The following is a 13,021-nucleotide window of genomic DNA, read 5'->3' as shown; positions in this document are numbered from 1 at the left end:
AAAAACGCGACAATCTATGCAAAAAAAAGAGGCTGCCCGTTACGGCAGCCTCCCTCATTTTTAGAAGAATAAATGTAAGAAATCTTCTGTTGTAATATTACCGAAGTAACGCGCGATATCTACGCCTTCCAAAGCTACAGTGAATGCATCTTTATCAAATTGTACACCTGTTAGACGCTCTTCAATGTCATGTACATCTAGTGAACCGAAGAAGTCACCGTAAATTTTACATTCTGTTACTGTTCCTTTTTTCACTTCAAGACGAACGTCAACTTGTCCAACTGGGAAGCGGTGTGAATGTTGTAAGTTGAACTTCGGAGATTTTCCGTAGTTCCAGTCCCAATTTTGGTAACGTTCTTCAGAAAGTTTATGGATCTCTTTCCAATCATTTTCTGTTAATTCATACGTTGGAATTTCTGTTTCTCCTTCGAAAATTGTTTCTAGAAGAAGTTGTCTAAACTCTTCTGTCGTCATTTTTTCGTTTAAGAACTCTGTAATGTTCGCAACGCGGCTACGGATTGATTTAATGCCTTTTGATTGAATTTTATCCATTTTTACTTTTAACGCTGATACGACGTGATCGATTTCAGAGTCAAATAGTAACGTACCGTGACTGAACATACGACCTTTCGTTGAGAACTGCGCGTTACCTGAAATTTTTCTACCTTCAGCTAAGATGTCGTTACGACCACTTAGTTCTGCATTTACGCCCAATTTACCAAGCGCTTTCGTTACAGGCTCTGTGAATTTTTTGAAGTTGCTGAAACTGTCTCCATCATCTTTCGTAATAAAGCTGAAGTTTAAGTTTCCTAAATCGTGATATACTGCGCCTCCGCCAGATAGACGACGAACGACATGAATCCCTTTTTCTTTTACGTAATCTGCATTAATTTCTTCTACTGTGTTTTGGTTTTTACCAATGATAATAGAAGGTTCGTTAATGTAGAACAGTAAATATGTTTCGTTAATATCTAAATTCTTCACACAATATTCTTCAATTGCTAAGTTTATTCTAGGGTCTGTAATTCCTTTATTATCAATAAATAACATCGTATCACCTCATGAGTTCCATACGTAGCCACTATGCGCTAGCGTAATATGGCCACTGAAAATTTGTTTTGCTTCTGTTACTAAATCAGATGTGTTGCCTGTATGTGGTAAGTGCGTTAATAAAAGTTCTTTTACATTCGCATCTTTCGCAATACTTGCTACTTCTGTACTATTCATATGTCCTGCTTTTGCAGCCTCTTGATGTGCATACATATTACACTCACAAATGAAAAGATCAGCATCTTTTGTGAATGGAATAAATTCAGGAATATAACTGGAATCCGCGCTATATACTACAGCCTCACTACCAGCTGTAATACGCATCGCAAAGCATGTAACAGGATGAACAGTTTTTAAGAATGAAATCGAGAACGGTCCAACTTGAAGTGTTTCTTCTGGGTTGTACGCGATTCCTTTCGTATGTGGTTCATGCGTTAAAGAACAGAATCCATTCTCGTCAAACGTATGACCGTATATTGGTAATTCCGGTAGTTGCCCCTTCGCCCCGCTCATAATTAATCTCGCATATTGCAATACCCCAATGTCTGCAACATGATCGTGATGATAGTGCGAAAGTACAACTGCATCTATATCAGATGGTGTTATATATTTTTGAAGCTGTGCTAGTACACCACTACCACAATCTACAAGTAAACGAAAACCATCGTGCTCAAACAAATACCCCGACGTTGCTTCTCCCGCTTCTGGAAAGCCGCCCCAAAAGCCGACAACAGTCATTTTCATATGTATCCATCCTTTCTAAAACCGAGTAGGAATGCATGTTTCACTTACATCCTACATTGTTAACTATAATCCATTTCCTAAACTTTTTCATTAATTTTCAATTTTGTTATAAAACAGTTATTGACTTTTGTTTTTTGTACTAATACAATGATAGTAAGAAATGGAAATGGAGGGATTGACATGATCGATCAACCAATGGAGTTTTTCAGAAATTTACCGACGAAAACTTGTGCGCACTGCGGGAAAGAAATTGATGAGCAACACGAAGCATACCATAACAAATGTGATGACTGCGTTCACGAAGAATAGTAGTTTATGAACATAAAAAAACCTAGCAGACATAGTCTACTAGGCTAATAACATCGTATCCTTCATCGTTGAACCTTTCACCAAGAGCTCCAGTTCAAACTCATACAATTCTTTTTTTCGATAATTTTTCGTATGGATTTTATCCATCATCAGGTCGACAACTTTTCGGGCCATCTCATCGATTGGCTGTTCAATTGTCGTAATACCTGGCTCTGTAATCTGTGATAATATTTGATTATCAAAACCGATAACAGCGAGATCATCTGGAATGCTCCAGTCATGGCGTTTTGCCTCTGAAATAATTCCAGCTGCAACCTCGTCGCCTCCTGCCAAAATCGCGGTAGGATTTTTTTTGTCCTTTAATACTTCATGGAATATTCTCTTTCCATCATCCCAAGAGAAAGCGTTTTCAAGAAAATCGATCGCTTCTACTTGTCGGCTCTTCTCCGTTATAGCACGTAAAAAGCCCATTTTTCGCTGTTGACTAACGACTTTGGTTTCGTTTCCACGGCAAAAAATAAGATTACGATATCCTTGTTCTAACACATGCTTAGCAGCTATGTATGCTCCTTGTGCATGATCAAACTTCACTGTTGGAACATTTGCTTCCTCAATATATTCATTACATAACACGATTGGACCGTGCTGTAAGTATGGCTCTACATCTTCCCACGGATTTTCTAGTGAACATAGAATAATCCCATCTACTTGTTTCGTAGATAATAATTGTAAATACTCCATCTCTTTTTCCGGTAAATATCTTGTTTGACAAATAATCAGTTTATATTTATGTTCAGAAGCAGCAATCTCGATTGCTTCGATAAATCTACTGAAGAAAGGATTTGTAATCCTTGGAACTAGCACCGCAATTGTTTCCGTCTTTTGTTTACGAAGCCTTCTCGCCGCAGAATTAGGAACGAAGCCTAAATGCTTCATTGCTAATTGAACCCTTTTTTTCTTCTCATCTGAAACATATGGATGATTATTAATCACCCTAGAAACCGTTGTCCTTGATAACCCCGCTAATTTCGCCACGTCCTCTATAGTCGACACGAAATTCTCCCCCTTTGCATGAAAACGTTTTCTTAAATTGATTATATAGTATATTATTGGAAACTGCAATATGGGTTGTTATGATTTTACTATATTAATATTATACATAGGGAAAAGTCTGTTAATAGGAGAAGAGTTTATACTGATTTTAGAAGTTTACAGTAGGCATATTTATAAAAGATACAGGGGGATATTTCATGAATCGGACGGATCGTTTATTAGCTATATTAATTGAATTACAAAGAAGACAAACTGTTACAGCACAAAGCTTAGCTGAAAAATTTGAGACAAGTATAAGAACGATTTATAGAGATATGGATGCACTTAGTGAATCTGGCGTCCCACTTTTCGCCATGCCTGGCCAAGGTTATTCATTAATGGATGGCTATTTCTTACCACCCATTCAGCTTACGTCTGAAGAGGCTGTTACTCTTTTATTAGGCGGTGATTATATCGAGAAAACTTTCACTTCTTCTTTCTCTGTACATGCAAAATCGGCAAAAGAGAAACTTGAAATTGTTCTCCCTACTGATCAACAAAAGAAAGCCCGAGAGTTACGAGGGACTTTCCGTTTCCTTTCTCCTATATTTTCACATCAGCAATCTGAACAAGAAAAGCTAGAAAATCAAATTCTCCTATTGCAAGAAGCTATTCAAAAAGAACAGGCTATCTCTTTTTCTTATCTGAAACCGAGAGAAACTACAAAAATAAAACGGACCATTCATCCTTACGGCTTAGTCAATATTTCAGGAATTTGGTACGTCGTTGCCCATTGTTTACTTCGAAAACAAATACGTAATTTCCGCTTAGATCGAATGGATGGACTACAACAAGAACAAGAATTCTTTATAAAATCCGAAGACTTTTCTTTGCAAGAATATCAGCCTGAAAGCAACCGTACTGTGATGATTCATTTATTATTCCCAGCCCATATTGCACATAAAATTATTGAATCACGATACTTCTTTATAGATTCATACGAACATAGAAATGATGGTTTTCACGTCTTTTTGAAATCAAGAAACATAGATGAAGTGTTTCAATGGGTATTGAGCTGGGGAAGCCAAGTGCAAGTACTTGAACCAAACGTTCTATCTGAGAAAATCCGTGATGAAGCAAAGAAAATGTTACATCTTTAATTTTTGCATTTCACTACTGACATAATGTTGTCAGTATTACTTCTTTATAGTAGGTAGTAACAAATACATTTTCATAAAAAGGAGTTAGTGATATGAAGAAATTTGAAGAGTTAGCAACGTACTACATAAAGGAATTAGAAAAGTACTCTATAGAACAATTTAGGATGAAGCCTTCTAATGAGGAATGGTCTCTTGGTCAAATGTATAATCATTTAATTTCAGCTACACACATGCAGTTAAATGCAATCGCGAAATGCAGAACTGAAGCGCCTTCTGCAACTAACAAAAAAACGGATATGGGAGAAAAGGTATATATGATGGGAGCTTTCCCAGACATAAAAATCAAATTACCAGATCATCCTGGATATACGCCTGAAAACCCAGCTAATAAAGAAGATGTACAGAAACAGCTTCTAGAATTACTTACAATTGTTAAAGACATTGAGCCAACACTTTCTTCTATCCCTAGTGATTGTAAAGTCGAACATCCTGGGCTTGGTTACTTACATGCAGCAGAATGGTTCCAGCTTATTTCTATGCATTTTGCACATCATCTGCGCCAGAAAGAACGATTAGAACTTAAGGTTTGTTGTATGTAAACACTTCTACTAAAAAGAGACTGCCAATATTGGCAGTCTTATCACTAAAATATGCACCGTCTATATGATGACTCATAAAGTCTCACTTACTATCAATAGAAAACTCCTTTATTTTATTCAAGATAAAGCCCCATCAATACGTCATCTCCATATGTTCCATCTTCATATTTAATTTGCTTTTTTTGTCTTCCTTCTTCTACAAATCCCATACGTTTATACACTTTAATTGCCCTATCATTAACAGAAACTACACCTAAGCAAATTTTCTCTAAACCTTTCTGTCCTTTAGCCCAACTAATAAGAAATTCAATTAGTTTCGTACCAATACCTTGATTACAGTACGCCTCTCTAATACCCATTCCCATTGTACCTACATGTCGTAGACGTTCTAGTTTGTAGCGGTTGAAAATTAAAAAGCCAACGACCTTACTATCTACTTCATAAACTATATAAAGATTCCCTTTTTTATTGCCTTTCCGTATCTTTTCTTTTTCTGCATCAATATCATTTGGTAATTTTTTTGGAGATACTATAAAAAACTTTGTAGTAGTTTCCGATAATATAATTTCTTTTCTAATATCTATAATTGATTCCGCATCAATCTCTTTTGCTAATCGTATCATTGAATCACCTCATACCCTTTTCTAAAAAAATAATATTTAAACTATAAAATACTCAATATGCAATATTACATATTGAGTACCTTTTCACTTTTGATACAATATTTTTACATCTATATAAAAGGAATGTACACAATGAATCCAATCTTAATAGCTGCAAAACAACTATTACATAAAGAAGAAAAGATTTTATCAACTTTAAATTGTTCACTTACTGGCTATATTATGACACATAATGTTCCGTATCCGGGCATGCTACTGGCTACTAATAGAAGACTTCTCTTTCATGGACAATCTAAAAATACATTCATTGCCGAATTTAAGTATGAAAAAATTGAATCTATAGAAACGAAGAGAAGAATCTTTGATAAAAAAATAATATTTTACTATGAAGATGAATATATAACGCTTGGGTACATTACAAGTTCGAATGTTGAAGAGTTCATAGACTTACTACAAAGAAGCTGCAACACTAGCACAGACTCATAATCAGTGGGGATCCCCCGCTGATTCATTATTTTAACTCCTCCCACTTCGTCCACACTTCTCTCCCGTTTATATGGTACGTATTATCCTCTCGATCCATAAACCCGTGTACAATAAACTCACGTCTAATCGTACAAAAATCATCGTGATATTGCTTTATAAATGTATTCATTTCTTTTTCCGTATATTGATTTTCAGCGTTTAATTTGCTAATTAAATGCTCTAACAATACTAGTTTTTTCTTCTTTTGACCTGGAATCGATTTTAGGCGGTCCTCTTTATCAAAAAAGTTACGAATCGTCATATCTCTGAATTTCATTTCATTTTCGGTCATTTTGTTATCCTCCATCGGTTTTTAAATCATACACCTTTATTGTTTGTCCTTATTATTTTTCTTCATTCTTTTACTTACAACATCCATCATATAATACCCGCTAATTAACACATAGTAGAATAATAGTATTCCTAATGTATCTTTTATACTTGTATATTCCTCTTTATGAAATAAGATAGGTGAAAGGGTGAAAACAAGAAAGAAGATTAGTGGATACAAGATAAAATAGTAAGTAAGATTTCCTTTCATCATATCAACTCCTCTATATCTAATTTTCTCTATAATTTGTTGTAAATCCTTTTCTTTCGTCTCTATATCTTGTAAAAAGGTTTATATAAACTACAGAAAAGACCTCCTACAATAAAATAAAAAAAGCACCGAAAAGGTGCTTTTTTCTATGCTTCAATCGATTGATTTTCCGCAATATTTCTAAACTGTCGTTTGTGCATCCAAGTTAAGGCTGCAATTGTTCCAAGTGATAATACAACGATGAAAATCATGAGCACTCCTACGTTTTGCCACATGAAGTTAAAGTCTCCACTTGATACGACTGCTTTCAATCCTGATACAGAGTATGTCATCGGTAACCAAGCATTGAATGGTTGTAAAAACTTCGGAATCAATTCTAGTGGGAATGTTCCAGCACTTGTTGTAAGCTGAATGATTAATGTGATGATGGCGATGAAACGCCCTGCATCACCGAATGCTGTTACTAAACACTGAATTAATGCGATAAACGCTAAACTTGTAACGATGCTAAAGAGTATGAAATACGGAATACTTTGTACTTCTACACCTAATCCGAATAGTAATATCACATCTGCTACAATCGCTTGAATAATACCGACTGATAGTAACACGCCGAACTTACTAATAAACCAGCTAAATCCTGATTTTGGAACGCCAACTGTATCACGTAATGGATATACGATTGATAATAGTAATGCCCCAACAAATAAACCGAGTGATAAGAAATACGGTGTAAATCCAGTTCCGTAGTTTGGAACTTCCGCCATTTTCTCCGTCTTCACTTTTACAGGACTTGCAAACATATCATACGTTTTATCCGTCCCTTTCACTTCACCTGTTTTCTCTGCCCCTTCGCCGAGCTTCTCCGCAAGTTCACCGGAACCGTCGTTTACTTTTACAAGACCCTCTGTTACTTTTCCTGATCCGTCTGCTAGTTTATTTACGCCGTCGATTAGCTGGGTTGAGCCTGTTGACATTTTATTTAGACCACCATTTAGAGTACCTAATCCCGTTGTTACTTGATTTGAGCCATCTGCTAATTGATTTACTCCACCTGCCATTTGATTTGCTCCTACAGATACTGTACCTAAACCACCTGTTACTTGGCTTGAACCATTTGCTAATTGATTTACACCACCTGCCATTTGATTTGCCCCTGCAGATAATGTTCCTAAGCCGCCTGTTACTTGGCTTGAGCCATTTGCTAATTGATTTACACCACCTGCCATTTGATTTGCCCCTGCAGATAATGCACCTAAACCACCTGTTACTTTTCCAGAGCCATCTGCTAATTGATTTATCGCATCAATTAGTTGACCGGATTCGTTTTTAAATTTATTTGCGCCTTCTTTTGCTGCATTTAAATTCTTACCAAACCCTTGGAAATTCCCAACAAATCCTTTTTGTATACCGGCTAATTTCTCAATATTATCTGTTAAAGAGTCCAATTTCTCTGTGTTCGGTAGTTTGTTTTGCGTATCACTTGTTTTTTGATCTATTTCGCCTTTTAATTGTTTTACTTCTTCATTTAATTTATTTGTTCCACCCGCTACTCCAGCAACTTTTTGCTGAACTGTCGCTGTATTTTTTACAGCATTTGTTATGAATGGTTGTAACTGCTCTTGATATTCTTTCGGTAAACTTTCAATTTGCTTTTGTAAATTCACTACATCTTGCGCTGCATTTTTTGCATCTCCTGCTGTTGATTGCGTAAGTTCATTTAACTGATTTACATTCGCCCCAGCTCCATCTATTTTCTCATTTACTGTATTCAATATAGAAGGGCCTTTTGACTGCATTTCCTCTAAAGCTGCAGCAGAACTTTTCACTTTACTATTTAAATCTTGCAAACCTTTTTCAATTTGTTGAGAGGCTTCCTCTAATTGTCTTTGCCCCCCAACCAGTTGTTCCATACCATTTGATAAATCCGTTGTTCCTGTTTTTAATTCACCGGATTTACTTACTAATTTGTTCAAACCACCGGTCACTTTCTCAGATCCATCATGTAATTCACCAATTCCTTTTTGCATTTCACCGGTTTTGCTATTTAACGTATTTAAACCGTCTGTTACTTTTCCAGAGCCATCTATTAATTTTCCGATACCTGTCTGCATCTCACCTGTTTTACTATTTAACGTATTTAAACCGTTCGTTACTTTTCCAGAGCCATCTACTAATTTCCCTATACCTATCTGCATTTCACCTGTTTTGCTATTTAGCGTATTTAAACCATTTGTTACTTTGCCTGACCCATCTACTAATTTATTAGATCCATCTGCTAATTTCTGAGCTCCATCCTTCATCTCTCCAGACTTCCCTTGAAGTGTATGAAGGCCATCTGTCACTTTACTTGAACCATCATGCAGCTCACTTGATCCGTCGTGTAGTTTGTTTGCACCTTCCGCTCCATCTGCTAATCCTTTTGAGACGTCTTGAATGGAATCAAACATTTTCTCTGCATATGTTTTCGTTAACGTACTTGATACTTCACCTTTAATTTTTTCAATGGCTGTTCCGCCAATTTGTGAAGATAGGAAGTTTAAACTTTCGTTTGGAATGTATTCTAAGTTTAATGGTTTTGGATCATCTTTTAATAACGTTGTAGCATTACTTGAGAAGTCATCTGGAATGCGTACTAACATGTAATACTTTCTACCTTCCATTCCTTTTTTCGCTTCTTTTTCACTTACAAATTCCCATTTAAAACTTGTATTATCTTTTAAGTTATCAACGAGCCCTTTTCCGACTTCAATTGGTTTCCCATCAAATACTGCACCTTTATCTAAATTGACTACCGCCACTGGTAAATCATCTAATTGTTTATACGGATCCCAAAAGGCCCATAAAAACATACCTGCATATAAAATTGGCACGAATAAAACCGCGATAATTGGAATTAATATTTTTTTACTTTTTATAATTTCAGTAAACTCTTTACGAAGTAACTGATTCCATTTCATCTTTACTCCCCCTCTTCCGAATGACCAAAATGTTCATTTAGTCATTTTTACCCAAATAAAAAGGCTATATTTATTCATACATATGCCTTATCCCCGGATTTATACTATGCAACTTTTACTCAATATGAAATTAATATTTCTATTTTCCCTCCTTAAATTAAATGTATGACCGTTTTGTTCATTTGGTCATATTTTATAATAATAAAAGGATTATCTTAATTTGACAATCCTTTTAATAAATAAAGTTCAAATAATTCTGCGATTTTTTCTTTTTCTAGCGGTTCATGATTTTTTTCCCAATCAAAAATAAGCGATACGTATAAGCGAAGCATAATAAATGCTGTAATTTCTGGATCACATTTGCTAATTTCACCTTTTTCAATCGCAATCTTTAAATACGATTGAATGACAGAAACGATTTCTACATCTACTTGTTGCATCACTTCTTGTACTTCTTTCGTTCCCATATCACGCTCTTCTTGAATTAACTTAATCATGAGCTGATGTTCTTTTCTGAATTCTAATATGCTATATAATGCTCTATGTACATTTTCAAAAAATGAAACATCTGAACGAATTGCATTTTCTGCAACTTGCTTCATTTCTGTAATTAAATTAGAAATAATTTCACCAAATAGCTCTTCTTTATTTTTGAAAAAAGTATAAATCGTTCCTTTTCCTACATTCGCTAATTTCGCTACTTGATCCATCGTTGTTGCTTTATAACCGAACGCTGAAAAAGACTTTGTTGCAGCTTCAATAATAGAACGTTTTCGATCTATCGCCACATCGTCACCTCCAAAAATGACCAATTGGATAATATAGTCAATCAGTACATCTTTGATATTACCACACGCTTACATTCTATACAAGTTCTCTTTTTTATTATTTCCAGTATAAAAAAATTCCAGTCAAGTTATATATTACTGTCCATAGTGTATCAAAAAGTATACTTGTATGGAAAGCTAGAATATCTTCATAATAATTGCTGGATAGATCACTCTAGAAATCTAATTAAATAGACAGTGTTCTTAAAACCAAAAGTTGAAGAACACTGTCTTTTATTTTGACATAGAGAGTAATATTTTCTCCATCTCTTTCTTAGTTAGATCATCATTGATTATCTCTTCGTATATCTTTGTATCTCTTGTAAAAATATCATTCACTATGACAATTTGATACTCACTATTCTTACCTTGTGCTGGTACAAACATTTTGAGTCCTTTTAACTTACTCTCTCCTTGAGAATATTTATTATAGACCATTTCTTTCCCGTCTAAACTATAACTTTCTAGATTCTCGTCTCCAGGCATCATGTAGTGTAGTGGATCCTTGCCACCATTAACATTACCATCCATATACATCCTTGACTGGTAAATTGTAAAACCATATTTCCCTTTTGTATATTCTGATTTAATAACTAATTCTACATCTCTTCCAAAATATGAATCAGCCCATTCTCTCTTTAATTCATAACCTTCAGGTATATAAGTTGGCTCTTTAATTTGATACGGTACATGTTCTTTTGCTTCTTCCATAGTATATGTTAAAGACTTCTGCAATTTATCATTAAAAGGGTTTAATTTCTTCTGAATACTAGCTAATTTTTCTTGATCAGTTTTATTCAAACGTTCAAGATTAAATTCCTTTGTATCTCCATCGTAATTCTCAGGCACATTTTTCTTAACCATTGCTTGTTTCTGAATTTCACTAGCCTCTTTAAATAATTGGACATATTGTTCAAATTCTTTTTTTGTAAAATTCTTTTCTGCCAAATACAAAAAATCTGTATCTCTTTTATATGACTTTATCGACATACCCCATTCTCTACTTGCATTCTCTGGTGTACCATATACTGTTTCTATCGCTTTTTCAAATGCCGCTTTAGATTGCTTGTTTTCTACAACCTTTTCCTTCTGTCTTTCATCTCCCTCAGTTATCCTTGCATTCAATAAGAATCCCCCTGCTATAACTGCTATAGCAATAACTCCAAGTAAAGAAAGACGATACGATTTCTTTTGGAACTTTTTAATCATAACGATTCTCCTTTTTAGTGTTCGTTTATTTCTACTTAAATTGGCTAGGCTTGGTACTTGATAGGAATAATGTTCTAAAAGGGTAATGATGGTATGACCGTATGCAATTTGCTCCTCTTTATCTATAAAAGTAAGTGCATATGCGTCACAGGCTAATTCTTGATCTTCTCGCATACAGAAATAGGCGTACCAAAGAATCGGATTGAACCAATTTAATAGGATTAAACTGTACATAATCCAATTTACAGCTACATCGCTTCTTTTAATATGAGCTAACTCATGGTAAAAGACATATTGTAATTGTTGCTCATTTAATACTTTCATATGTTTTTTTGATAGTAATACTTTCGGGCGAAAGAAACTAAAAACAGTTGGACTCGCAATCTTTCCTGCAAGACGTAATGAAACTGCCTTCTTCATTTTCATAGACTGCTTACAGCGATTAAACACTGTAACGACTTGTTCATCCGTAATATCTGGTTGTTTCTTTATGTAAGAATATAAACGTCTATTTGTAATAAACGTGATGACTGCTAATACGATTACTCCAGCTAACCAAACATATAGAGCGATTTTGTATAAAGAAAGTGTAGTCTGTTGTTCCGCACTCGCGTTTACTTCAGGTTCACTATTTTTGATCACAGTTTCAGAATTTGTTTCTAATTCTACTGTCTGTTTTATCTCGTTATTCACTGTATTCTCAAGGGAAGATGTATTTTTTTGAATCACTTCCGACACACTAGAACTATAAGAAAGTAATGAATAAATGCTATAAGAGCTATCTGGTGACCATGGTAAAAGGAGTCGTATCATTAGTACGATCCACAGCATATATTGCCACCGGGGCGTTAACTTATTTTTGAATAGCACTTTTATACATAAAATAAATCCAACTAATATACTGGCCATAAGTGACGTTTCTATAAGCCAATCAAAAAAATGGGGAAGGTATACATTTATAAACATGTCTATCATTGTTATCTATCCTTCCTCTTATTCTCCTCTGTCTTTTCATCTAAAATGCGTTTCAGTTCATTAATATCATCTGAAGACAATTTTTCCTCTTTTAAGAAATTAACAAGTAATGGCTTGAACGCTGCGCCGCAAAAACGCTTTAGCAAAGATTTCGTTTCAACTTGTAAATAATTATCTTGTGATACTAACGGATAATAAGCATACATACGCCCTTTATCTTGATGGTAAGAAACGGCTTCCTTTTGTACTAACCGATTAATTAATGTACGGATTGTTTTCGGTTTCCAGTCCATTGGATCTTCTAGTTCTTCTATAATTTCATTCGCTGTTTGTGGAGAATTAGACCAAAGTACTTTCATAATTTCTAATTCCGCTTCAGATATTTTAGGTAATTGATTTGTCATAATATATTTCACTCCTTAGTATTACATTTGTAATCTACAATTAAGATTACAAATGTAATACTA

The 13,021-nt window shown here is 34.8% G+C and carries 14 protein-coding genes; 4 read left to right on the top strand and 10 right to left on the bottom strand.

What is annotated here, in order from left to right; translation table 11 throughout:
* Positions 1–60: 60 nt before the first annotated feature.
* Together FS742_RS15475 and FS742_RS15470 are read right to left on the bottom strand one after the other, a co-directional pair.
* Positions 61–1,050 (bottom strand): lipoate--protein ligase, encoded by a 990-nt coding sequence (locus FS742_RS15475; protein ID WP_016088968.1) that lies wholly within the window; start codon positions 1,048–1,050, stop codon positions 61–63.
* A 9-nt stretch (positions 1,051–1,059) separates the two neighbouring features.
* Complete coding sequence (locus FS742_RS15470; RefSeq protein ID WP_144613410.1) at positions 1,060–1,794, bottom strand: MBL fold metallo-hydrolase; 735 nt, start codon at positions 1,792–1,794, stop codon at positions 1,060–1,062.
* 180 nt (positions 1,795–1,974) lie between these two features.
* Between FS742_RS15470 and yhfH the strand changes: the two genes are divergently transcribed.
* Positions 1,975–2,103, top strand: a complete 129-nt coding sequence (gene yhfH / locus FS742_RS15465; protein ID WP_000567010.1) for a protein YhfH — start codon at positions 1,975–1,977, stop codon at positions 2,101–2,103.
* Positions 2,104–2,142: 39 nt separating this feature from the next.
* Here yhfH and FS742_RS15460 read toward each other — a convergent pair whose 3' ends face one another.
* The gene (locus FS742_RS15460) at positions 2,143–3,156 is read right to left on the bottom strand and encodes a LacI family DNA-binding transcriptional regulator (RefSeq protein WP_144613409.1); all 1,014 of its coding nucleotides are present in this window, start codon (positions 3,154–3,156) and stop codon (positions 2,143–2,145) included.
* Positions 3,157–3,353: 197 nt separating this feature from the next.
* On the opposite strand from FS742_RS15460, the gene FS742_RS15455 reads away from it, so the two are divergent.
* Together FS742_RS15455 and FS742_RS15450 are read left to right on the top strand one after the other, a co-directional pair.
* On the top strand, positions 3,354–4,295 hold the full coding sequence (locus FS742_RS15455; protein WP_144613407.1) for a helix-turn-helix transcriptional regulator: 942 nt from the start codon (positions 3,354–3,356) through the stop codon (positions 4,293–4,295).
* Positions 4,296–4,387: 92 nt separating this feature from the next.
* Positions 4,388–4,894 carry a DinB family protein gene (locus tag FS742_RS15450; protein WP_144613406.1) on the top strand — a complete coding sequence of 169 codons (507 nt, stop codon included), beginning with the start codon at positions 4,388–4,390 and terminating at the stop codon, positions 4,892–4,894.
* Between the two features lie 113 nt (positions 4,895–5,007).
* Here the strand turns inward: FS742_RS15450 and FS742_RS15445 are convergent, their stop codons facing one another.
* Complete coding sequence (locus FS742_RS15445; protein WP_144613404.1) at positions 5,008–5,517, bottom strand: GNAT family N-acetyltransferase; 510 nt, start codon at positions 5,515–5,517, stop codon at positions 5,008–5,010.
* 123 nt (positions 5,518–5,640) lie between these two features.
* Between FS742_RS15445 and FS742_RS15440 the strand changes: the two genes are divergently transcribed.
* Entirely contained in the window at positions 5,641–6,003 is a 363-nt protein-coding gene (locus FS742_RS15440; protein ID WP_144613402.1) for a PH domain-containing protein, read from the top strand.
* 25 nt (positions 6,004–6,028) lie between these two features.
* On the opposite strand, the gene FS742_RS15435 is transcribed toward FS742_RS15440, so the two are convergent.
* The 6 genes from FS742_RS15435 to FS742_RS15410 form a co-directional block, all read right to left on the bottom strand.
* Positions 6,029–6,334, bottom strand: coding sequence for a DUF2087 domain-containing protein (locus FS742_RS15435; RefSeq protein ID WP_144613400.1), 306 nt, complete (start codon positions 6,332–6,334; stop codon positions 6,029–6,031).
* 36 nt (positions 6,335–6,370) lie between these two features.
* Positions 6,371–6,586: a hypothetical protein gene (locus FS742_RS15430; protein WP_144613398.1), complete on the bottom strand. Its 216-nt coding sequence runs from the start codon at positions 6,584–6,586 to the stop codon at positions 6,371–6,373.
* Between the two features lie 143 nt (positions 6,587–6,729).
* The gene (locus tag FS742_RS15425; RefSeq protein ID WP_144613396.1) at positions 6,730–9,543 is read right to left on the bottom strand and encodes a YhgE/Pip domain-containing protein; all 2,814 of its coding nucleotides are present in this window, start codon (positions 9,541–9,543) and stop codon (positions 6,730–6,732) included.
* 215 nt (positions 9,544–9,758) lie between these two features.
* Positions 9,759–10,331 carry a TetR/AcrR family transcriptional regulator gene (locus tag FS742_RS15420; protein ID WP_000963378.1) on the bottom strand — a complete coding sequence of 191 codons (573 nt, stop codon included), beginning with the start codon at positions 10,329–10,331 and terminating at the stop codon, positions 9,759–9,761.
* Positions 10,332–10,604: 273 nt separating this feature from the next.
* Positions 10,605–12,554 carry a M56 family metallopeptidase gene (locus FS742_RS15415; protein WP_144613394.1) on the bottom strand — a complete coding sequence of 650 codons (1,950 nt, stop codon included), beginning with the start codon at positions 12,552–12,554 and terminating at the stop codon, positions 10,605–10,607.
* Between the two features lie 2 nt (positions 12,555–12,556).
* On the bottom strand, positions 12,557–12,958 hold the full coding sequence (locus tag FS742_RS15410; protein ID WP_087957659.1) for a BlaI/MecI/CopY family transcriptional regulator: 402 nt from the start codon (positions 12,956–12,958) through the stop codon (positions 12,557–12,559).
* Between the last annotated feature and the right edge of the window lie 63 nt (positions 12,959–13,021).

Source organism: Bacillus cereus, from assembly GCF_007678085.1.
Classification (GTDB): Bacteria; Bacillota; Bacilli; order Bacillales; family Bacillaceae_G; genus Bacillus_A; species Bacillus_A cereus_BE.
Note: the sequence above shows the minus strand (reverse complement) of the source record. Positions and strands in the feature narration are given on the sequence as shown.